The 24,102-nt window shown below is 47.2% G+C and carries 17 protein-coding genes; 15 read left to right on the top strand and 2 right to left on the bottom strand.

All coding sequences use genetic code 11. The features are described from left to right. Positions 1–47 precede the first annotated feature (47 nt). The 14 genes from GJS45_RS04545 to GJS45_RS04610 all read left to right on the top strand — a co-directional run bounded on the left by GJS45_RS04545 (position 48) and on the right by GJS45_RS04610 (position 20,662). A complete protein-coding gene (locus tag GJS45_RS04545; RefSeq protein WP_162340272.1) occupies positions 48–644 on the top strand; it encodes an RNA polymerase sigma factor in 597 nt (198 codons plus the stop codon). Positions 645–782: 138 nt separating this feature from the next. After that, positions 783–1,778: a FecR family protein gene (locus GJS45_RS04550; protein ID WP_162340273.1), complete on the top strand. Its 996-nt coding sequence runs from the start codon at positions 783–785 to the stop codon at positions 1,776–1,778. 91 nt (positions 1,779–1,869) lie between these two features. Continuing rightward, positions 1,870–5,193, top strand: a complete 3,324-nt coding sequence (locus GJS45_RS04555; RefSeq protein WP_162340274.1) for a SusC/RagA family TonB-linked outer membrane protein — start codon at positions 1,870–1,872, stop codon at positions 5,191–5,193. A 13-nt stretch (positions 5,194–5,206) separates the two neighbouring features. Beyond that, entirely contained in the window at positions 5,207–6,886 is a 1,680-nt protein-coding gene (locus GJS45_RS04560) for a RagB/SusD family nutrient uptake outer membrane protein (protein WP_162340275.1), read from the top strand. Positions 6,887–7,010: 124 nt separating this feature from the next. Continuing rightward, positions 7,011–8,678 (top strand): FAD-dependent oxidoreductase, encoded by a 1,668-nt coding sequence (locus GJS45_RS04565; RefSeq protein ID WP_162340276.1) that lies wholly within the window; start codon positions 7,011–7,013, stop codon positions 8,676–8,678. Positions 8,679–8,717: 39 nt separating this feature from the next. Next, a complete protein-coding gene (locus GJS45_RS04570) occupies positions 8,718–10,427 on the top strand; it encodes an FAD-dependent oxidoreductase (RefSeq protein WP_162340277.1) in 1,710 nt (569 codons plus the stop codon). A gap of 66 nt (positions 10,428–10,493) precedes the next feature. Beyond that, on the top strand, positions 10,494–10,736 hold the full coding sequence (locus tag GJS45_RS04575; RefSeq protein ID WP_162340278.1) for a hypothetical protein: 243 nt from the start codon (positions 10,494–10,496) through the stop codon (positions 10,734–10,736). Beyond that, positions 10,711–10,947, top strand: a complete 237-nt coding sequence (locus GJS45_RS04580) for an FAD-dependent oxidoreductase (protein ID WP_162340279.1) — start codon at positions 10,711–10,713, stop codon at positions 10,945–10,947. Before GJS45_RS04575 ends, GJS45_RS04580 begins: the two co-directional genes overlap by 26 nt. Before the next feature lie 11 nt (positions 10,948–10,958). After that, positions 10,959–12,356 carry a Gfo/Idh/MocA family protein gene (locus GJS45_RS04585; RefSeq protein ID WP_162340280.1) on the top strand — a complete coding sequence of 466 codons (1,398 nt, stop codon included), beginning with the start codon at positions 10,959–10,961 and terminating at the stop codon, positions 12,354–12,356. A 39-nt stretch (positions 12,357–12,395) separates the two neighbouring features. Then, complete coding sequence (locus tag GJS45_RS04590; protein ID WP_162340281.1) at positions 12,396–12,665, top strand: family 16 glycoside hydrolase; 270 nt, start codon at positions 12,396–12,398, stop codon at positions 12,663–12,665. A 34-nt stretch (positions 12,666–12,699) separates the two neighbouring features. Further along, complete coding sequence (locus GJS45_RS04595; protein ID WP_394366570.1) at positions 12,700–14,388, top strand: FAD-dependent oxidoreductase; 1,689 nt, start codon at positions 12,700–12,702, stop codon at positions 14,386–14,388. A gap of 5 nt (positions 14,389–14,393) precedes the next feature. Further along, positions 14,394–16,172: an arylsulfatase gene (locus tag GJS45_RS04600; protein WP_235954592.1), complete on the top strand. Its 1,779-nt coding sequence runs from the start codon at positions 14,394–14,396 to the stop codon at positions 16,170–16,172. 15 nt (positions 16,173–16,187) lie between these two features. Beyond that, entirely contained in the window at positions 16,188–18,200 is a 2,013-nt protein-coding gene (locus GJS45_RS04605; RefSeq protein WP_162340283.1) for an FAD-dependent oxidoreductase, read from the top strand. 638 nt (positions 18,201–18,838) lie between these two features. Beyond that, on the top strand, positions 18,839–20,662 hold the full coding sequence (locus tag GJS45_RS04610) for a DUF885 domain-containing protein (RefSeq protein ID WP_162340483.1): 1,824 nt from the start codon (positions 18,839–18,841) through the stop codon (positions 20,660–20,662). 195 nt (positions 20,663–20,857) lie between these two features. Here GJS45_RS04610 and GJS45_RS04615 read toward each other — a convergent pair whose 3' ends face one another. Beyond that, positions 20,858–21,223: a DUF2200 domain-containing protein gene (locus GJS45_RS04615; protein ID WP_162340284.1), complete on the bottom strand. Its 366-nt coding sequence runs from the start codon at positions 21,221–21,223 to the stop codon at positions 20,858–20,860. Between the two features lie 166 nt (positions 21,224–21,389). Here GJS45_RS04615 and GJS45_RS04620 point away from each other — a divergent pair, with 166 nt between their 5' ends. Further along, entirely contained in the window at positions 21,390–23,243 is a 1,854-nt protein-coding gene (locus tag GJS45_RS04620; RefSeq protein WP_162340285.1) for a ChbG/HpnK family deacetylase, read from the top strand. A gap of 102 nt (positions 23,244–23,345) precedes the next feature. Here GJS45_RS04620 and GJS45_RS23780 read toward each other — a convergent pair whose 3' ends face one another. Further along, a complete protein-coding gene (locus GJS45_RS23780; protein ID WP_235954593.1) occupies positions 23,346–24,074 on the bottom strand; it encodes an energy transducer TonB in 729 nt (242 codons plus the stop codon). Between the last annotated feature and the right edge of the window lie 28 nt (positions 24,075–24,102).

Raw genomic sequence — 24,102 nt, forward strand, 5'->3', positions numbered from 1 at the left:
ACTGCTTACTGTCCAATGTAATAAACCCTATCCCCAATCGTGAGTTCATGGGAGTTTTGCAAAAACATACAGATACGGAATTGCTGGCAAGTCTCCGGCAGGGAGACATGGCTGCCTTCGATGAGTTATATTTTAGGTATGCTAAAAAATTAATGGCATTTTCCCGTACTATTTTTACAGATCAGTATCTTGCCGAAGAGGCTGTTCAGGAAATTTTTGTAAGAATCTGGCAACGAAGAAAAAAACTGGATGCTTCCAAATCCTTCAAGACTTACCTTTTTCAATCGGTCAAATATTATGTATACAACCACATTCGCAATCGCAAAAAGGATTGTTGCCTGGAAGCGGTAGCAGGCCGCCCGGAGTTTGTGGACCAAAGTCAGGAAAAGGACATGGCCTACCACGAATTAGAGGAGTGGGCGATGGAGTTAATTAGTCGATTACCGACCGTGCAGCAAGAGGTTTTTCGCCTGAACAAGCTCGATGGCTTGAGTAGTGATCAAATAGCGGCACAGATGAATTTATCTAAACGGACCATTGAGCACCACATTTACCTGGCCTCAAAATCACTGAAAAAAAACCTGCTTCAGCATCCTACCTTTTCTGGACTTTTGTTTCTCAGTATTAGTTTTGGTATTTGTTAAAAATACCGTGTTATTGTAAAATAATATTCTTCTATTTTATAAAAATAAATTTTTGTAAAATTTATTTAAAGAATTTTTAGAATTCCATTAAGTAAATAGACTGTCTGATGGTTTCTATACCAAAGCACAATAAACCCAGTGAAAAAAGAAGTACTATCCCGGTTTTTGAATGGAACGGCCAGCCAGGACGAAAAGAACCTGGTATTAAGTTGGCTGGAGCAGGAGAATGCGCGGGAAATTTTTGACCGGCATTTAAAGGAAATATGGAAGGATTCCAGTCCTTCCGATGCGGATAGGACGGATTACGAATCCCTTTTACAGCGGATTCACAAGAAAGTGCAACCCGGATCAGGGAGGGGAAAAGTCAAACCCATGATTTCCTTGACAACATTTTTTCGGATAGCTGCTTCCCTGATTTTGGTTGTCGGATCTGCCTATTTTTTGAAACAGGGTTTGGAACACCAACATCCAGTCCCGGTAGTAAATGAAAAAACAATTACCAAAGTGACTCAAGAAGGTGAGAAGCTGACGTTGGATTTGCCAGACGGCACTCAAATCACTCTAAATGCGAATTCATCCCTTTCCTTTTCCTCCCATTTTGGGCAAGAAGAACGAGTCGTTCACCTTTCCGGAGAGGCTTTTTTTATTATCGCCAAAGATTCTTTACGTCCATTCCAGGTGATTACCAATGAGATGGTCACCACTGCATTGGGCACGGAATTCAATGCCTATGCGCGATCGGATCAGTACACATTGGCACTTACAGAAGGAAGGGTGGCGATTGATGCAGCGAGCCAAAGCGTCGAATTAACTTCCGGACAAATGGCCACAGTGGATGCAAGGTTACATCCCAATGACTTAAAAGTCAACCCATTTGATTTTGACAGAATCGTTGGATGGAAAGAAGGACAATTGGTGGTTGACCGCAAACCTCTAAGGGTCCTATTGGAGGACTTGAGGTCATGGTATGGAGTAGAAATGAAAATAGATCCGCAGTTAAACCTAAATCGACGGGTGATCGGCACCTTTCGAAATAAGAACCTGTCCGATGTGTTGACAGGACTGGGGTTTTCCATGGGATTTGATTTTGAAATAAACGGAAAAGTGGTATTCATCAAAAAAGAAAGCCTATGAACTAACAAAAAGCAGGGTAAAACTCCCATCGGCAAATGAAATGCTTTACCCTGCAGATCTTAATTTGTACTAATTAAAATCCTTTAAAATTATGAAAAGAAAATTACTGTACCTAATCAAAATGGTATCGAAAAACCTATTGTACGGGCTGGTTCTTCAATGTTTGTTAATGACAACATTGATGGCACATGAGATCAGTGCCCAGATTAAGCCCATTGATGAGTCCTTTATCCGGCTGAATAAGGCGGAATGGGGGCTTGAGGAAATCTTCCAGGCAGTGGAAGGTAAGACTGATTATCAGTTCGTATTTCCGGAAGAAATTTTGACGAATTCGGCCCGACTTCAGTTAAAGAGTAAACGGCAGACAGTAAATGAGTTGCTCTTGGATATAGCCCTGGGGGCCAATCTGAAATTCAAGCAGGTAGACAACTCCATTTACGTGGCTCAGGGGAATCAAACCTCCCGGGAACCGATTGAAATTTTGATCGATGAACGACCGGTAACCGGAAAAGTAGTTGACACCAACGGGCAGGGAATTCCAGGGGCTACGGTATTGATTGAGGGCACTACCATCGGTACCGCCACGGATATTGATGGCAATTTCAGTCTGGAAATTCCAGATGATGCCGTGCTGGTGATTTCATACATCGGATACGAGTCTCAGCGAATTGAAGTAGGTAACCAAAACGAAATCAATGTCACCTTGGAGGAGGATTTATCCTCGCTTGATGAAATCGTCGTCGTGGGGTACGGAACCCAGAAAAAGGTAAACCTAACCGGTGCGGTGAGTACCGTCACCTCAGAAGATATTGTGAACCAGCCTGTAGGTCAGACCTCCATGGCATTGCAGGGTATCGCTCCGGGAGTGACTATCACCCAGAGAAGCGGACAGCCCGGATCAGATGGCGGAGCCATACGAATTAGAGGGGTAGGCACCTTAGGTAATTCCAATCCCCTGGTCATGGTGGATGGGGTTGAAACCAGCATGAACAATGTAGATCCCAATGAAATAGAAAGTATTTCCATATTGAAGGACGCATCTTCTGCGGCTATCTATGGTGCGCGCGCCGCCAATGGGGTAGTGCTGATCACCACCAAAAGAGGGGTAGAAGGGGTACAGGTAAACTACAACATGTATGCTGGTTTCCAGGTACCTACCCGCATGCCGGATATTGTAGGCGCATTGGATCACATGGAGTTGGCCAACGAAGCTTTTACCAATGTGGGTAATGATCCCCAATACACAGAAGCGTTTCTCGCCGATTACCGGGCAGGCATGCCTTCTGACCAATACCCGAATACAGACTGGCAGGCACTGACCCTTAAGAATACAGCTTTTATGCAGAATCATAATGTCAGCATCAATGCTGGCAGTGAAAAGGCCAGGGTTTTTGGTTCGATCAGTTACCTGGATCAGGACGGAATCATTCCCAATACCGATTTTAACCGGTTTAACCTCCGTCTAAACTCGGATGTGAGCGTAACGGACAAATTGACTTTATCAATGGACTTGTTTTTACGCAGGGCCTATCAACGAGAACCCTCTTTTGGTACCGGATATGTTTTCCACTGGATGCGTCGAATACCAGCCAATGAAGTAGGTGTTCTTTCCAACGGAAGGTACGGTGAAGGCTGGAACGGAGATCATCCACTGGCGCGCGCCAAAGACGGGGGCCTGCGGACAGAAGAGAGTCTGGATGCCATTCTTAACTTCCGGCTGGATTACAAGATTACCGATTGGCTATCCGCTGAGTTGATGTATGCACCCAAATTCTGGAACCCGCATACCAAAAGCTTTTCCAATATTACCCAGACCTATGCCAGGGATGGTGAAACCCCCACCCATTTTGTCCCGCAGCGAAATTCCCTAACGGAAAGATTTGACCGGGAATGGTACAACAATATCCGGGCGATCATCAGAATGGACAAAACCTTCAATGAAGTACATACACTCGGTATTACGGCAGGTTACCAACAGGAGGACCAAACCAATAATTGGATCTCTGCTTACCGGGAAGTATTTCCACTGCCTCAGTACCAGCAGATCAATGCCGGTAACCGGGCCAATGAGCAAACAGGAGGTGCTGCCTCCCATTGGGCTTTACAATCTGTTTTTGGTAGAGTTACCTATAATTACGATGAAAGGTACCTGCTGGAAGGAAATGTTCGGAGGGATGCTTCTTCCCGTTTTGCTGAAGGCAACCGAGTCGGTATTTTTCCTTCCTTTTCAGCCGGATGGCGAATCTCAGAAGAAAATTTTATGCAGGGAAATTCCGGCGTGATCGATCAGTTGAAACTGAGAGCCAGTTGGGGGCAGTTGGGTAATCAAAACATAGGTCTTTACCCCTTTGCTGCTTTTATGTCTCTTGGGGGAGGAGCTCAGGATTATGTGTTTGACGGGGCCAATGCACCCGGTGCCGCGCTGAATAGCATGGCCAACTCCTCTATTCAATGGGAGGTCACCGAAACAACCGATATAGGCATCGATTTTAACCTTTGGGGAAAACTGGATGTGGCTGCTGACTATTACATGAGAAGAACCAAAGATATCCTGCTGGCATTGAATATTCCGCAGACCATCGGACTAAGTGCTCCTTTTCAAAATGCGGGCGAAGTGAAAAACAATGGTTATGAACTGATGGTCAACTACCGCAACAAGGTAGGAGATTTGAATTATAGCGTTATGCTCAATTATTCGGATGTTCGCAACGAAATTGTCGATATGCGTGGGATAGAAAATACCGGCCTGACGGTAAACCGGGAGGGACACCCCATCGGCTCGTTTTTTGGCTATATTTCAGAGGGTTTGTTTCAAAGCCAGGAGGAAGTAAATAACCATGCCGATCAGTTTGGAAATATTGCACCGGGAGATATCAAATACCGTGATGTAGATGGAGACGGCATGATCAACGACCGGGACCTGGCCGTGATTGGAAGTCCCATACCGAGACATACCTTTGGTCTTCGATTGAACGCTGACTACAAGGGCTTTGATTTCTCTTTGTTTTTGCAGGGAGTAGGCAAAGCGGACGGGTATTTGTTTGGGCAAGGAATTATGCCCTTTTACCTGGGAGGTACGGTCCAGGAGCAGCACAAGGACCGTTGGACTCCGGATAATACCGATGCCTCCTTCCCCCGATTGGCCTGGAACCAAACCAATAACGAGCAAAATTCCAGCTTTTGGATGCGCAATGCATCTTATTTAAGAGGACAGAATGTGCAGTTGGGTTATTCCCTTCCTACAATTGCCCTTGACAGACTGAATATTCAGCGGGCACGTATCTACCTGAGCGGTAGGAACCTGTTTACCATCACGGATTTTTACGAGGGATACGACCCGGAAGCCCCGGTTAGCAATGGGGGTTGGTACCCACAGATGACTACCTACACCATGGGCTTGAATGTTAACTTCTAAACAGCAGGAACCGATGAAAAATTTAATTAAATATATTCTATTGATACCCGTTCTGGTATTCTCAACATCTTGTGACGATGAGTTTTTAGAGCGGATGCCGCTGGATTCTCCGTCCAGTGAGACCTATTTTGAAAACGAAACGGAATTGGAAATGGCCGTAACCGGCGTGTATAACCGCCTTTGGTACTGGCCGGCAGGCATTGCCTGGTTTTTATCTTTTGATTTTGCCTCGGATGATGGCTGGGATCGAAACGGAAGTGCCCTTCAGGCCCTGGGCAGGGGGGAACAAAATGCGGATAATGGCTTTACCAATGGCTTTTGGTCCCATTTTTACCGGGCCATCAACCGGACCAATTTTATCACTACCGGTGGAAGTCACTTGCGGGATGAAATGGATCCGGCCAAATACGACCGATTGGTAGGCGAAGCGCGCTTTATCCGGGCCTATTTCTATGCCTACCTGGCAGAACTGTATGGAGATGTCCCCTTGGTGACCTCTACGCTGACGCTGGAGGAATCCCAAACCCCGAGGACACCAAAATCGGAAGTAATCGACTTTGTGATGGACGAGCTTAACGAGGTAAAGGGATATTTACCATTGGATGCTACGGAAAAGGGAAGAATTACCCAGGGAACCGTTTTGGCGATGATGTCCCGTGTTGCTCTATGGAACGAGCGATGGGAAGAGGCTGCATCAGCTGCCAAAGAGCTTATGGATTCCGAAACGTATTCTATTGATCCGGATTACGAGGGCATGTTTACTTTCGCTGGAGATAATTCTCCGGAAGTGATTACCCGAATTCAGTACTTGCGTGGTGTGCAAACCCATAATATGCCACGAAATTTCTGGTCCAGGATGGCGCTCGGACACTCCAACAAAAAGCCACCACAGGATATGGTGGATACCTATGATGCCATTGATGGGCTCCCCATTGATGAATCACCGCTTTACGATCCGGAAAATCCATTCGAAAACAGAGATCCCCGCTTGGATTATACCTTGGTGGTTCCTGGTTCCCGGTTGGTTAACTGGATCTATGAAACGCATAGCGACAGCACCATGACCTGGGAATTTCAGGGCGAGGATAGCGTGCGGGTTCCGAATATTGAGGCACAACATGCCTATGCTTCCTTTACGGGTTACTTATATCGGAAGCACGTTGATTTGGCTAATTATCCTACGGATGTGGGCTCCACCGATCAAAATCTGACAATTTTCCGGCTTGGGGAAGTATTACTGAACTATGCCGAAGCGAAGGTAGAACTGAACCAAATCGATGAAAGCGTATACGATGCCATCAATTCCATACGGCAAAGAGAATCGGTGCAAATGCCTGTAATTTCACCCGGAAAAACCCAGGAGGAAATGAGGAATCTGGTACGTAAGGAAAGGAGACATGAATTGGGTATAGAAGGATTTCGGTATTTCGATATCCGCAGGTGGGGCATTGCCGAAGACGTTCTCCCCGGTCCCTATCGGGGAAGAGTCAACCGATACGGCGAAGGAGGTTGGTTAACCGAAGCACCCATGATAGACCCCATCGGCACGCCAAGCTATGACCACATCAGCAATGCGGATGAAATGGTGGTGGTAGAAACCCGCGATTTTAATCCCAGCAGGGATTACCTATGGCCCATTCCACGGATAGAGTTGGAAACCAACACAGCATTGACCCAGAATCCGGGTTATTGATACTGGAGCTGATGCTGAAAAATGAATATTTCAGGGATTCCTGCCCCAAATGTTTGGGCGGGAATCCCTTCCTGTAGGGCTTCATTCTTTTCTTGAAAGTAGCCCATCAAAAACCCAAACTAACATGCACTATTTGATTTTATCGTTATTATTCCTGCTGGTGACAGGTAATGTCCAACCAACAATGGCCCAAGGCGAATCTTATGATCTGGTCATTTACGGAGGAACTTCAGCAGGTGTTGCGGCAGCCATACAGGCCTCACGAATGGATAAATCAGTCGTTCTGATCGAACCCTCTCATCGATTGGGAGGCCTGACTACCGGAGGACTTGGCCAGACAGATATTGGCAACAAACAAGCCATAGGAGGGATTTCCAGGGAATTTTACCAAAACATCAGAAAGCACTATGAAAACTCCGCAAACTGGAAATGGCAATCCAGGCAGGAGTACCAAGATGGAGGCCAAACCCGCACGGTGGAAGGAGAAGAGGCCATGTGGACGTTCGAGCCCTCTGCTGCCCTGGAGGTTTATCAGCTGATGATCGATGCGGAAGACATTGACATTGTGTACAATGAGCGGCTGGACAGGTCCGCCCGGGGGGTGACCAAATCAGGACAGAAAATCCAATCCATCACCATGGAAAGCGGCAAAACTTTTTCCGGAAAAATGTTTATGGATGCTACCTATGAAGGGGACCTGATGGCCACCGCTGGCATCAGTTATACGGTCGGCAGGGAAAGTAACGAAGAATATGGTGAAACCGTGAATGGTGTTCAGGCCAATCATTGGGGCATCACCTTAAAAGGAAAACCTTCCTTAAATGCTGCTAACCACAATTTTGTCCCTGGGGTGGATCCCTATGTGGAGAAAGGAAACCCTTCCAGCGGTTTGCTACCTTACATTATTGAAGGGGGTCCTGGTATTGACGGCACAGGGGATAAGAAGGTACAAGCTTATGGCTTTCGCATGTGTCTGACAGACCATCCGGAGAACAGGATACCTTTCGAAAAGCCTCCGGGATACGACACGCTCAATTACGAATTGCTTTTCAGGAACTATGAAGCTGGGGAAACCAGACTTCCCTGGATCAATTCTGCCATGCCCAACCGCAAGACAGATACCAATAACAACCATGGTTTTTCCACGGATTTTACCGGTCAGAATCACGATTACCCGGAAGCTTCTTACGAAGAAAGGGAAAAAATAGTGGAAGCACATCGTCAGTATCAAAAGGGCTTGATGTGGAGCCTGGCTTACCACCCCAGAATGCCGGAAAAAATCCGGAATGTGGTGTCCCAATGGGGTACCTGTAAGGATGAGTTTGCGCGGGAAGATGGTTGGCAAAACCAATTGTATATACGGGAAGCCAGGAGGATGGTCAGTGATTATGTGATGACACAGCACCATTGTGAAGGCCTGGAGATCGCTGAAGATGCCGTGGGTCTGGCAGCTTACGGCATGGATTCCCACAATATCCAACGCTATGTAGACCACAATGGATATGTACAAAATGAGGGTAATGTGCAGGCATCTGTCCAGGGACCCTATCCTATCAGCTATCAATCCATCATCCCCAAAAAGGGGGAGGCCAATAACCTGTTTGTTCCAGTATGCCTGAGTGCGACCCATATTGGATTTGGCTCCATCCGCATGGAGCCGGTGTTTATGGTACTGGGCCAATCTGCGGCCATTGCAGCTTCCCTTTCCATAGACCATGACTTAACCATTCAGGAGCTACCTTATGAACAATTAAAATCGGCATTAATCGCCCAAAAACAGCGGTTGGAATAGTAAAAATTCCTTAAATTCCATCCTTTAAAAAAAAGAATTATGAAAAATTACCTTTTAACGTTATGTTTCGTTTTTTCAGCCCTGGCCCTTCCACCGGTTCAGGGACAAAACCAATCTTTTGATATCGTTATTTACGGAGGCACTTCTGCCGGAGTAGCCGCCGCTATTCAAAGTTCCCGTATGGGTAAATCTGTCGTATTGATAGAGCCCTCCAACCATGTGGGCGGACTGACCACCGGTGGACTGGGAGCTACCGATATTGGTAACAAGCAGGCTATTGGAGGGATTTCCAGGGAATTTTATCAGGGAATCAAAAGCTACTACGACAATCCGGACAACTGGAACTGGCAGGAACGGTCCGACTATTTTACCCGCCCGGATCAGGGCAGGTCCAAAGAAGGAGAAGATGCCATGTGGACCTTTGAGCCCTCCGCTGCCAAAGCGGTTTACGAGCAAATGATGGCTGCCGAAAAAATCACCCTTGTCACCGGTAAGCGCCTGGATCGTTCCAATGGGGTAAAAAGCCAAAATAACCGGATCAGCTCTATCACCATGGAAAGTGGAGAAACCTTTTCAGGCAAAATATTTATGGATGCCACCTATGAAGGAGATCTGATGGCAGCAGCAGGGGTGAGTTACATGGTCGGTAGAGAAGCCAACAGCGAATTTGGAGAAACCCTTAATGGTGTTCAGGCCAATTATTATAACCGGACGCTGAAAAACAATGTTTCCCGCAATGCCATCCACCATAATTTCATTCCCGGAGTGGATCCCTATGTGGAGAAAGGAAATCCCTCCAGTGGCTTATTGCCCTTTATCATTGAGGGAGGTCCGGGAATAGATGGGACGGCTGATAATAAACTACAGGCCTATTGCTATCGAATGACCTTGACCGATCATCCGGACAACCGGATTCCCTTTGAAAAGCCCGACAACTACAAAGAACTGGAATACGAGTTGTTGTTCCGGAATTACGAGGCAGCTACCGGGCCGCTGGAAGAAATGTATCATTACGGTGATCCCTTGGTACCCTGGATCAATACCCCCATGCCCAACCGAAAGACCGATACCAATAACCAAAAAGGATTTTCTACTGACTTTGTAGGTCAAAATCATGGTTTTGCGGATGCCAGTTATGAAGAGCGGGAGGCCATTGCACAGCGGCACCTGGAATACCAGCAAGGCCTGATGTGGACCTTGGCTTACCACCCCCGCATTCCGCAAAAAGTAAGGGATGTGGTATCCAAATGGGGAATGGCAAAGGATGAATTTGATCAAAGAAACGGCTGGACACCCCAACTCTATATCCGTGAAGCAAGGAGAATGCGCAGCGATTATGTGGTCACCCAACGGGACTGTGAAGGTCTGGAGCCGCCGGTAGAAGACGTGGTGGGGCTAGCGGCTTATGGCATGGATTCCCATATGGTGCAGCGCTACGTGGACCACAATGGCTACGTGCAGAATGAAGGCAACTTTGAAGCCCATGTGCCGGAACCCTACCCCATTCCTTACCGCGCTATTGTACCCAAAAAAGGTGAAAAAGAGAATTTACTCGTTCCTGTTTGCGTAAGTTCCACCCATGTGGCCTTTGGGTCTATTCGGATGGAACCGGTATTTATGGTGTTGGGCCAATCTGCTGCTACGGCCGCCTCACTGGCCATTGACCAAAATATACCGGTGCAAGAAGTATCGTACGGGGATTTGAAAGATAAGCTTCTGAATGACAATCAGATTTTAGCACATGAATAACCCATTGGTTGATCAAATCAAAAGCCATTCCTGACTGGATGGTGGTGGCAGATAAAACAGGGAATATTGGAAAGAAGAGATTTTATAGGACTTTTATCAACAGGGGGAATAGCTACTTCCGCTTTCCCCTTGTTTTCTGCTTTTGGAAACTCAGTAGAATCGGATGAAGGTGAGGAGGAATTGAAGGCCGATATGGTGGTGGTTGGCGGAGGATTGGGAGGTTTTGCGGCAGCCATGGCCGCTTCCCTTTCAGATCCCATTGGGAGCCCTGCTACCCATTCGGATGGAAAACCTGATTCCTGCCAGTAAAAATATTGGAACCACCCATATTACCAATGGCTGTTACCGCCTGGCACCGGTAGAATGGAGTATTGGTGAGGCAGTTGGTTTGTTGATTGCGTTTGCAAAAAGTAAAAAAATATCCCCCAGGAAAGTAAGGGCCAACAGTAAATTATTAACTGAATTTCAAAATTTCATCCGGTCTCAGGGGATCCAAACCCAATGGCCGGAAAATACCTAAACGTTGAACACATGAAGTATGTAACGGATAACACCAGGAGATCATTTATCAAAAAACTCAGTGCCTCTGCCGTGGTGGCCACAGGAGTGCCCCTGGCTACTGCCTCTCCAAAAGTGGCCGTTTCATTTTTGGAGAAAGGAGGAAGGAAAAACTGGACGGCCAATGACCGCATTAGGATTGCGGTCATCGGAACCGGTGGCATGGGTATTGGGGATGTGAATACGGCACTCATGGTGGATGGTGTAGAAGTGGTGGCTGCCTGTGACCTCTACGATGGGAGGCTTGTCCGTGCAAAAGAGCTATGGGGAAAGGATCTGTTTACCACCAAAGATTACCGCGAAATCCTGGAAAGATCCGATGTAGATGCCGTGATCAATGCCACCACAGACCATTGGCACCAAAAAATTTGTTTGGATGCCATGCAAAAGGGGAAGCACGTTTATTGTGAAAAGCCGATGGTCCAAAAATCCGAAGACGGTCATGCCATCATCGCCATGCAAAAAAAGACCGGTAAGGTATTTCAGGTAGGCAGCCAATACGTCAGTTCCATCATACATGCCAAGGCAAAGGAATTGATTGCCTCCGGGGAAATTGGAGAGATTAACTTTGCGGAGGCTCAAATTGACCGGCACAGTGCCAGAGGAGCCTGGCAATATACCATTCCGCTGGATGCTTCTCCCCAGACAGTAGACTGGGATACGTATCTGGGGCAGGCACCTGATCGACCCTGGGATCCACTTCGGTTTTTCCGGTGGAGAAATTACCGCGATTATGGAACCGGAGTGGCTGGGGACCTGTATGTTCACATGCTTTCCATGCTTCACTTTGTAACCGGATCTAAAGGGCCAAACCGGGTTATGGCCACAGGGGGCCTGCGATACTGGAAAGATGGCCGGGATGTACCGGACTTGCATTTGGGCTTATTCGATTACCCCGAATCCTCAGAACACCCTGCCTTTAACCTGGCTTTAAGAACCAATCTGGTCAGTGGAGGAGGCGATAATTTTCTATTTCGGATCGTAGGGTCGGAGGGGGATATTTCCATCGGCTTTACAGGTCTTACCCTGCGCAAAACTCCCTTTCCCAAAGACCCCGGAATGTCCCTCAACAGTTTTCCCGAAGCCATGCAGGAAGCCATAAGGGCAGATCACCAAAAAAAATACCCAGCGACAGCCTCTCTGGTAGGCCCCTCCGAGTTTGAATTCAAAGTTCCTTCCGATTACAAGGGAGATCGATACGAACACTTTGTCAATTTCTTTGACTCCATCCGAACGGGAAAACCTGTAGTAGAGGATGCGGTATTCGGACTTCGGGCATCCGGCCCCACAGAAGCAGGGAATATCAGTTATTTTGAGAAAAAAATCATGGGCTGGGACCCGGTGAAGATGGAGCTTGTACATCAGGTTTAACCCCTCGGATAGGACTCATTCACCCATACATTTGACTTTATGCAACTAGAGAAATTTATTAATATAGTCCTCATTTTCCTTACCATAAGTGCTTGCGGGTCAGGTGACAGACAGGAAAAAGAGATGCCGGAGGTAGCTGTTGCAACCAGGCCGGAAGTGCCCAACAGCCTGACTGAGGCCGAAAAAGCGGAAGGAGGGGAGTTATTTTTTGATGGTGTCTCCACTGCCAGGCAATTGTCCGGTAAAATTGGCCTGCAGGATCATGGCGGTCCGGTATGGTTTAAAAATATCAAGATTAGAAAGTTATAACACGAAAATAGTACCCAAAAAATCCCAAACAATGATGAAAATGTTAGACAATTTACGAAATCTTCTCCTGGCCTTTTTTCTGTTGCTGTCTTTTATGGCCTGTAGCCCTACTGAGGATCAGGAAGAAATCACAGATGTAATCGTATACGGAGGTACTTCCGGAGCCGTAACTGCAGCCATTCAGGCTAAGAAGATGGGAAAAACCGTGATTATGGTTTCCCCTGATACCCACCTGGGAGGACTGACCGCTGGCGGCTTGGGTTGGACCGATACCGGAAAGAAGGAAGTGATCGGTGGCCTTTCCAGGGAATTTTACCAGCGTGTATATGACAAATACCAGGAAGGTGATGCCTGGAAATGGGAAGATCGCGCTGATTTTGGAAATCAGGGGCAAGGTACCCCTGCGATCGACGGTGAGTTTCGCACCATGTGGATTTTTGAACCCCATGTGGCTGAGGAAGTATACGACGAGTGGGTAGCGGAACTGGGTATTGAAGTTTTGCGGGATGAATGGCTCGACAGGGAAAGCGGTGTCACCGTAGAGGAAGGTAAAATTACGGCGATCCGTACGCTTAGTGGGAAAGAGTTCAAAGGCAAAATGTTTATTGACGCTACTTATGAAGGGGACCTGATGGCGGCTGCCGGAGTAAGTTACCATGTAGGCAGGGAAGCCAACAGTGTCTATGATGAAGAATGGAACGGCGTACAGACCGGTGTTTACCACCATAGGCATCATTTCAAAGTGTTGGACCAACCCATTGACCCCTATTGGACGAAGGGAGACCCTTCCTCCGGCCTGTTGCCACGAATAAGTGCGGAAGACCCGGGTATCAAAGGAGAGGGCGACAACAAAGTTCAGGCGTATTGCTTCCGTACCTGCATGTCCAACCATCCGGATAATCGGGTTCCTTTTCCCCGGCCTGAAAATTACGATTCCACCCAGTATGAGCTCCTGGTCCGCATATTTGATGCAGGCTGGAGGGAATGGTTTGGAAAATTTGACATGATCCCGAATCGAAAAACCGATACCAATAACCATGGTCCCTTCAGTTCGGATAATATTGGCATGAACTACGATTATCCTGAAGCCAGCTATGAACGCAGAAAGGAAATCATCAAAGAGCACGAGGATTACCAAAAAGGCCTGCTGTATTTTGTAGCCAATGATCCCAGGGTGCCAAAAGAAACGCAGGAAGAATTTCAGAAATGGGGATTGGCCAAAGATGAGTTTACTGACAATGGCAACTGGCCTCATCAGATTTATGTCAGGGAGGCACGCCGCATGATTGGTAAATACGTGATGACGGAAAACGAATTGTTGCAAAAGAAACCCACCCCTGAATCGGTTGGAATGGGCTCTTACACCATCGATTCCCACAATATACAGCGGTATGTAGATGAGAATGGCCATGTGCACAATGAAGGGGATATAGGCGTTCCCCTGCCACAGCCTTATGAAATTGCTTACGGTTCCCTGGTGCCAAAGAAGGAGGAGATCCAAAACCTAGTGGTTCCTGTCGCTGTTTCGGCAAGCCATATCGCTTTCGGTTCTATCCGGATGGAACCGGTATTTATGATATTGGGCCAATCCGCCGCTTCGGCGGCTGTGATGGCCATGGAGCAGGGAATTCCCGTACAAGACCTTTCCTATGATGATTTGAAGGCAAAATTGCTGGAGGATGGACAAGTCCTTACCTTAGAAGACAGGATAGCATCTAACTAGTATTTATGGTCCCTCTGAGAAAGCCTTTTTTCTTTCTTTTCCTGAGCCTTATGTGCTGCCTGGGCTGTAATAAGCCTGTGCATCAGGATCGCTCCGCTGCTCCCAATGTGGTCATCTTTTTATCAGATGATCAGGGTTGGGGGGACTTGAGTCACAGCGGAAACACTAACCTATCCACGCCAAATATCGATGCGCTGGCGCAAAACGGGCTTAGTTTTGACCGCTTTTATGTGGCCCCTGTTTGTTCTCCTACCCGGGCTGAATTGCTAACCGGAAGGTACCACCTGAGGGGAGGGGTTAGTGGCACATCAGCAGGCGAGGAAAGGCTGGATTTGGACGAAACTACTTTTGCTGAGTTGTTCCAACAAGCGGGATATGTTACGGGTGCCTTTGGTAAATGGCACAATGGCACACAGCATCCCTATCATCCCAATTCAAGGGGTTTTGACTATTTTTATGGTTTTTGCTCCGGTCATTGGGGAGATTATTTCAGTCCACCACTGGAGGAAAACGGAAAAATGGTACAGGGAGAAGGCTATGTAGTGGATGACGTTACCACAAAGGCCATCGAATTCATTGAAAACAACCGGGAATCCCCATTTCTGGTCTATCTGCCCTACAATACCCCCCATTCACCCATGCAGGTTCCGGACCAATGGTGGGAGAAAGTTGAGACAAGGGAATTGGAAATGGTCTTGCCGGAAGATCAAAATGAAGACCTTCCATTCACCAAGGCAGCCCTTGCCATGTGTGAAAATATAGATTGGAATGTGGGAAGGGTGATGGATAAGTTAAAGGAGCTGGAGCTGGAAGAGCATACCATTGTGATTTACCTCAGCGATAATGGCCCCAACAGTTTTCGCTGGAATGGGGGAATGAAAGGCAGGAAGGGTTCCACTGACGAAGGTGGGGTTCGCAGCCCCTTTTTTATCCAATGGCCCGGAAGGATTCCTCAGGGAAAGACCATTACAGAGATTGCTGGGGCCATCGACCTCTTGCCGACCCTGGTGGATTTGGCTGGTTTAGAAGCTTCTTTTTCCAAGCCGCTGGATGGGAAAAGTCTGCTACCGCTCATGCTGGAGGAGAATCCCTCCTGGGAAGACCGGATGATTTTTAGCCATTGGAATGGAAATACCAGTGTCCGGACCCAGCAGTACCGCCTAGACAAGGATGCCAAACTTTACGATATGGTAAATGATCCGGGACAAACTACAGGTATCGCAGGGGAATATCCGGAAATTGCCCAACAGCTTTTTCAGGCGAAAATAAGCTGGGACCAGGAAATGGCTGCGGAGTTTGACGGGAAGGACAGGCCATTTACCCTGGGATACCCGGGCGCTTCCATTACCCAAATGCCCGCCCGGGATGGAATAGCCCATGGTAATATAGAACGCAGCAACCGGTTTCCCAACGACTCCTTCTTTACCAATTGGACCAGCACGGCGGATAGAATAAGCTGGGATGTGGAAGTCATGGAAGCAAGTGAATTTGAGGTGGAACTGTATTACACCTGTAGTGAACAGAATTTGGGTTCCAGGATACAGTTGGCAGTGGGAGAAAATCAAGTGCAAGCTCGGGTATTGGAGGCGCATGACCCTCCCATTCGAGGCATGGAAAACGACCGGGTGGAAAGAATGGAATCCTATGTGAAAGATTTTAAGCCTATGAACCTGGGAAGGATCAATTTGAATAAAGGAAGGTCCGAGATGGTATTAAAAGCCCTGGAGATCCCTGGCGACCAGGTCATGGATGTCAGGCTGCTGCTGTTTAAAAGAATGAATTAACCTAAAAGCAAAATCATGAAAAACGTATTTGTATCACTTTGTTTTGTCTTCGTTTGGCTGACTTTTTCCTGTTCTACTGAAAAAGAACCTGAAGTGGAAAGCTATGATGTGGTGGTATATGGAGCCAATTCGGCCGGAATCATGGCCGCTTACACGGCGAAAACCATGGGCAAATCGGTGGTATTGATTGAGCCCAGCCATCATTTAGGCGGCTTGACCACCGGCGGATTGGGATATACGGATATTGGTAATAAATATGCCGTAACGGGCTTATCCAGGGATTTTTACCGAAGGTTGGGAGATCATTATGGCAAATTTGAACAGTGGATTTTTGAACCCAGCGTAGCCAAAAAAACCTTTCAGGATTACCTGGACAGGGCGGGCATAGAAGTTCAGTACGACTATCGGGTGATTGGAGTGGATAAGGAAGATGGGTTTATCAAAGAGATTGCACTGGAAAAGTCCAGTAATCCTTCAGGAGATCACCGTATGGTGTCTGGAAAAATGGTAATTGATGCGACCTATGAGGGAGACCTGATGGCTTTGTCAGGAGTAAGTTATACCATTGGAAGGGAGGCAAATTCCGTGTATGGAGAAACCTATAATGGGGTGCAACTGATGAACGGCCACCAGTTTCCGGATGGCATAGATCCGTACAAAACCCCGGGTGATCCTTCCAGCGGATTGTTGTGGGGCATCAGTGAGGATGAATTGCAGCCCGATGGCACCGGGGATGATAAGATTCAGGCTTACAATTACCGGATTTGTCTGACCAATGATCCGGCCAACAGGATAGAAATTACCGAGCCTGAGGGCTATGATCCTTCCATGTTTGACCTGCTGGTGCGGCTGTTTGAGGCACAACCCGATCGGCGCAGTCTCGGCAATTATTTTATATGGAGCCACATGCCGAACAACAAAACGGATATCAACAATCGGGGTGGGTTTTCTACCGATATGATAGGCATGAACCACGATTATCCGGAGGCAGATTATGAGCGCAGGCAGGAAATCATCGATGCCCACACCCATTATACCAAATCGCTGCTTTATTTCTACAAGACTGATCCCCGCGTCCCAGAAGAGCTTCAGGAGCAGATCCAGGAGTGGGGATATCCCAAAGACGAATACGTGGACAACGACCACTGGATCCCACAGCTTTATGTACGGGAAGTGAGGAGAATGATAGGTGAATATGTGATGACTCAGGCCAATTGTGTAGGAGAAGAAGTGGTGGAGGATGGCATCGGCATGGCGGCCTATACCATGGACTCCCACAATATTCAGCGGATTGTGATCGAAAAGGATGGTAAGAAAATGGTCAAAAATGAAGGTAATGTGGAGATCGGTGGTTTTGGACCCTATCCCATTGCTTACCGCTCCCTTATTCCCAAAAGTGAAGAAGCTAAAAACCTATTTGTACCGGCAGCCATGTCAGCCAGTCATATTGCCTTTGGTTCCATTCGTATGGAGCCGGTATTTATGGTATTGGGTCAGTCGGCTGCCGTAGCAGCTAGTATGGCCATTGACGGAGGACATGCGGTTCAGGAAGTGGATGTGACTGCCCTTCAGGAAGAACTGAAATCCAACCCCCTGGCAGATGGGAGTACAGCAGATATATTGGTAGACAATGACGATGAAGCACAAGTGAGTCTGTCTGGAGATTGGGAAAAGATGAGCAGGGGAGGCTATGGCCCCAGTTTTTTATTTGCTGGTAGTGCCGGTAATAATTCCGCCCGGTTTAGCCCAATCATTGAAGATGCGGGAAAATATGGCGTATACGTGTATTTTTCCAGAGTAGCCGATGCCAGCTCTCAAACGTATATCGTATTGGGAGACGGATTTGAGGAACACGAAATGGTGATCAGGGAAGAGGATGTCCGGGTAGAGGGGCAGACTTCCGGCGAATGGGTGCATCTGGGAGATTTTGATTTTAAACCCGATACCTCGCCTTTTGTGGAAGTGTCCAATAAAAATGCCGATGGCAATGTGGTGGCGGATGCGGTGCTGTGGGTGCCGGTGAGGTGATGTCTCGTCACTGCGAGAATTAACATTTTAAAAAACGCAGAAATCGGGATGACGATGTGGATTTTTAATATATTGATTTTCAGCGATTTGATAAATACGTCATCGGTAGGGTGCGTTTTGGGACAAAAAATGGTCGCATCACTCGTCGCACCCGCGGCAGTCTGTCGGTGTACGTTTGCGCTATTCGTTTTTTTACTTGCTTTCTACAGAGGACTTGCGGTTTCGCTTCGAATCAGATTGCTTCGCTGGCGCTCGCAATGACGGTTATTGATGATGTGTAGATATGATGATTTGATGATGCGGTGATGGGTCTTCCGGTGCCTGTCTCGTCCTAAAAATTCTTTACAGTTTGAGCAGTTAATCCTAAATGTAATTTATTTTTCTTAACTAAAAGGACTGAATCCGATTTATGACGAGGGAAGGTGGGGACGGTTTTACTTGATGGTATGGTGATGAGGTGATTTGTTGATAGGTCGCTTCCGGTGCCTGAGTGGAGTCGAAGGCAGCGGCATAAAAGATGCCTGGAGGTGGGGACCCTTATCTATGGGCGAAAGTGGGAATTTCAACCTTATTATTTATTGAAAAAATACTGTAATTTTAAACCGTTTCCACCTACTAAATACCACTAGCAAATGAACATGTCCAAGATACCTTCTCTGCTGTTATTTTCCATTGTAGCGTTCTTTTTTCAGTGCAGCCCGGGAGCTGAGGAAAAAGAAGACCTTAGCGGTGAATTAAACGAATGGCTGGATGTACAGTATGAAGAATGGCTGCAGCAAAGCCCCCTTCAGTTGACCGCACAGGGTCGAAAAGACTTGTATGACCAAATTGATGACATGAGTGAGGAGGCAGCAGATGAAAAACTGGGCTGGCTGGAGGGCAGTGTGACTGAGATGCAGAAGAAATTCTCCAAAGATCAACTCAATCCGGAAGCGCAAGTTTCTTTTGATTTATGGCAATACCAGTATGAGGTGGCCAGAGAAGAAGCTGAATTCAGGCAATATCCTTATATTTTTCATCAAATGGGTGGGGTCCATACCGGTCTGCCCAATACCCTGATCAATTACCATAAGGTAGACGAACCGGCAGACATGGAGGCACTGATCAGTAGAATTGGAGAAACAGGCAGGGCCATCCGGCAACTGTTGGAACGGGCAAAAAAACAGGCCGATGCCGGTATCCAACCCCCACGATTTGCCTATGAAATGGTGATACCGCAGGCGGAGGCACTTATTCAGGGGAAACCCTTTGAATCCGGAGAGGAAGGATCACCGCTATGGAACGATGCCAATACCAAAATTGACAGTCTGGAAGCAGCCCATAAAATCGATGAAGGTCAAGCGGCAGCTTTTCGGGAATCAGCCGATAAAGCACTGAAAGAGCAATTTAAACCCGCCTATGAGGAGTTGATCGTCTGGCTAACATCTCAATTGCCCAGGTTGGAAGAAAAACCTACCGGTGTCAGCAGGCATCCCAAGGGGGAGGCCTATTACCAACACAAGTTGAAGGTTTCGACCACCACCGAGCTTTCTGCAGAAGAAATTCACCAAATCGGACTGGAAGAAGTGGACCGGATCAAAGAGGAAATGCTGGAAATCAAAGAAAAAGTAGGTTTTCAGGGAAGTTTGGAAGCATTTTTTGAGTTTATCAATACCGATGAACAGTTTTTCTATCCCAATACGGACCAGGGAAGGCAAGCCTACCTGGATGATTCGAAAGCCTTTCTGGATGCCATCACGGAAAAACTGCCCGATTATTTTGGTCTGCTGCCCAAAGCGGAATTGCAGGTCAGGCGTGTGGAAGCCTTCCGGGAGCAAGATGGCGCACCGCAGCATTATTCGAAAGGAACCCCTGATGGCTCACGGAAGGGAACGTATTATGCCCACCTGTCTGATATGAATGCCATGCCCAAGTCTACCATGGAAGGCGTGGCCTATCATGAAGGGAATCCAGGCCACCACATGCAGGTTTCCATTGCCCAGGAGCTGACCGGCATCCCTAAATTCCGGACCCAAATGGGTTTCAATGCCTATGTAGAAGGTTGGGCGCTTTACTCCGAAATTCTGGCTAAGGAAATGGGTGGCTACGAAAATCCCTATTATGACTTTGGCCGGTTGGTCAACGAAATCTGGCGGGCCATCCGCCTGGTGGTAGATACAGGGCTGCATGCCAAAGGCTGGACAGAGGAAGAGGCCATCCGGTTTTTTTCAGAAAATTCCTCCATATCTCAGGGGGCCATCAAGGCCGAAGTACGTCGCTACCTGGTCATTCCAGGGCAGGCCACGGGCTATAAAATTGGGATGCTTAAAATCCAGGAACTCCGGGCTATGGCGGAGGAGGAGTTGGGTGAGCAATTTGACCTTGCCGGATTCCACGACACCATTTTGGGCGGAGGTGCCCTTCCGCTGGAAATTCTGGAAGATGAAGTGAATCGATGGATCGCCGGCGTAAAAGAAAAGTGAGCTTAACTAGCGCGGATAGGGTAAGTTTTACGTTTTGATACAACCCTTGAGGTCTCAAAGACCTCAAGGGTTTTTTTATGTATACGCTGCGAAAAGACCGGAGTTGGGAGACCCAAACGATCAATGTCTCTAACCGAGGTCTTCGAGGGTTTAAGAAAAAACGAACGATTAAGCTTTCATTAACCCATTTCACTTTTATGCTTTCCGCAATATCTTCTCCATTTTTCGGCCTTTTGCCAGTTCATCGACCAGCTTATCCAGGTACCTGACTTTTTGTGTCAACGGATTCTCGATGTCCTCGATGCGGTAACCACATATCATTCCGGTAATTAGGTGTGCGTGTTGGTTTAATCGGGCTTCCTGAAAGAAGGTTTCAAAAGAGGCCTTTTTTTCAATGAGTTCCTGCTGCTTTCGTTCGTCAAAGTCGGTTAGCCACTCGATGACCTGGTTCAATTCCTCCTTGGTCCGGCCTTTTCGCTCTACTTTTTTCAAGTAATGCGGATAAACAGAAGCGAAGGTCATAGTCGCCATTCGTTCATCGTGTTTTTCACTTGTTGTCATAACATTGATTTTCGTAAATGATTTTCCTTCACTTTTTACAAATCAGGATTTCCATTACCATTTTAAAAATACGGTTTCTACGGGGATATTTACAAATAAACGTTTAATTTAGGAACAAAAAATTGCCTGAAAATTTGTAATTATCCCTTGTTCCCAATTTGAAAACATGAGCCCTATCCAGAAATTTCTCTTCATTCTGTTTTTCACATTCGTTTCCTGCCTTTCTTATTCCCAGGTACCTACTGGTTCCCGACTAATTGTCAGGGGTGACGATATGGGCTCATCCCGTTCCTCCAATTTGGCCAGCATAGAAACCTTCGTTAATGGGATCGAAACTTCCATAGAAGTGATGGCAGTGGCACCCTGGTTTCCCGAGGCTGTGCATTTGTTAAGAGAAAATACGGGCATTGAGGTCGGCCTTCACCTGGCCATTACCAGTGAATGGGATGGTGTCAAGTGGAGACCTTTGACCCCATGCCCCAGTTTGACAGATGTAGAGGGCTATTTTTTCCCTATGGTACGGGCAAACCCCAATTATCCCGGCCTGGCCATCATGGAAAACCTATGGAAATTGGAAGAGGTGGAACAGGAATTTAGGGCTCAGATAGAATTGGCCCTGAAGCATGTTCCTCAAATTAATCATCTCTCGGGGCACATGGGTTCGACCGGTTTTCATCCGGATGTGGCAACAATGGTTTCAAGACTGGCAGACGAATATGGACTTCTCCTGATTGACGGTGATTTCATGCAGGCATCCGGTATTGCCAGAGCCAGTTACGAAGGTCCGAAGGAAACTTCTGTGCAAAAAGAGGCTTCTTTTATCCGTATGTTAGAAAATCTGGAGGCGGGTAAAGCGTACCAGTTTGTGGACCACCCCGCCTATGATAATCTCGAAATGCAAGGCGTGAGCCATATCGGCTATGAAAATGTGGCCGAGGATCGACAGGGAGTCACCGATACCTGGACCAGTGAGAAGGTAAAGGAAGCGATTGTAGGGAATGGCATTGAACTGGTCAATTTTAATACCATCGCCAACGCCTTGCCCAGAAGCGATCCTGAAATGGAAAGTGTTAATCCAACGGCCATTAGAGAATACCTGGAAGCGATCAAAAACCATGACCAGGATCTTCACAGTCTGATGATCCTTAGAAACGGGAAAGTGGTGTTTGAACACTGGTTGGGAGACAACGCGGCCAATAAAGCTCATGGCATGTTTTCCGTAAGCAAGACGTTTACGGCAACCGCCATCGGTTTTGCCATTCAGGAAGGGTTGTTGGATGTCTCCGATCAGGTCATTTCCTTTTTTCCGGACAAACTTCCCGACGAAGTGAGTCCTAATCTGAAGGATTTGGAAATCAGGCATTTGCTGACCATGACCGTCGGCCACGATGAGGATCCGACCGGGACAATACGCAACAGCAATGATTCGGATTGGATAAAGGCTTTTTTGGCTTTTCCCATGGAACACAAGCCGGGGGACCAATTTGTCTATAACAGCCTGGCAACTTACATATTGTCTGCCATACTTACCAAAGTAACCGGAGAGCAGCTTTTGGACTACCTGCAACCGCGGCTTTTCAGGCCTTTGGGAATAGCCGGAGCCACCTGGGACGAAAGCCCTCAGGGCATCGCTATTGGAGGCTGGGGGCTGAAGGTAAAGACGGAAGACATGGCCAAATTGGGACTCTTTTACCTTCAAAAAGGCCAATGGAAGGGCAAACAGCTCTTAGCTGAATACTGGTTTGATGAAGCAACTGTGGCCCAAGTGCCTTCGTTACCCGCTGGTGCCAATAGGGATGAATTGAATATCAATGCCGAAGATTCCGATTGGTTGCAGGGTTATGGCTACCAGCTATGGCAAAGTCGGCACAATTCCTACCGGGCAGATGGTCGTGATGGGCAGTTTATCCTGATCCTTCCTGAAAAAAATGCGGTAATTGTAACTACTGCCAATATTCCCAATATGCAGGCAGAACTTAATCTGATTTGGGAGTATTTGTTGCCAGCTTTTGGGGAATAGGTTTCTTTCAAGAGACCCCTAAAAATCTATTGGAAAATCATTTATTGGCCAGGAAGTGGGAGCAAGTTGTCTAAACGGTAGGATTTTTTTAACAACCAAATTTCAATTTCCTTGTAATTTCACAGACTGATACCCCACAAAGCTGGCCACAAGGTTCTGGGATGGATTGGCAGATATCGTAAAATCCCCGTTTATATCCGTTACTGTTCCTTTGGTAGAATCCACAATCAGGACGGTTGCCCCTGGAAGCGTATTTCCCTCTGGATCTCGCACTTTACCCGTCCACAGACCATCCGCATAGTTGGCATCAACTTCCAACTTACCGTTTCTTTGCTCTACTCCTTCTACGATTACTTTACCTATAGGATGACCGTCATGACCTACCTTTTCCTTATCAAGGATAAAGTGTATGGGCAATACCATTTTTACCCTAACCGGGCGGCCCCCTTGCATACCCGGTTTGAAATCCGGAGAATTCCTTACCACCCTTTCAGCTTCTTCCTCACAGCCGCCTGCAATCTCGTTCATGGCCGATACGTTGGAAACGGAACCGTCTTTTTCCACCACAAACTGTACGACAACCTGTCCTTCAATGCCATTTCTCCGTGCCCGAAAAGGATACCCGATGTTCTCTATGACATACCTGTAAAAGTCTGTCATCCCACCTTTAAATTCAGGCTGTGACTCAACCACAAAATAGGTGTCATCCGTGGCCTGATCTTGTTTCTGGCTTGTAGAAGGCACAGGTATATGCTGGGCATTAATTTCCAATGAAATACCTGCGATAAACAATGAGGTTAATAGGCTGAAACTGAAAATTCTCAATTGCATACTCTTTTTGGTTAAGGGTTTGTTCATC

This window comes from Cyclobacterium salsum, from assembly GCF_010119245.1.
GTDB classification, from domain to species: Bacteria; Bacteroidota; Bacteroidia; order Cytophagales; family Cyclobacteriaceae; genus Cyclobacterium; species Cyclobacterium salsum.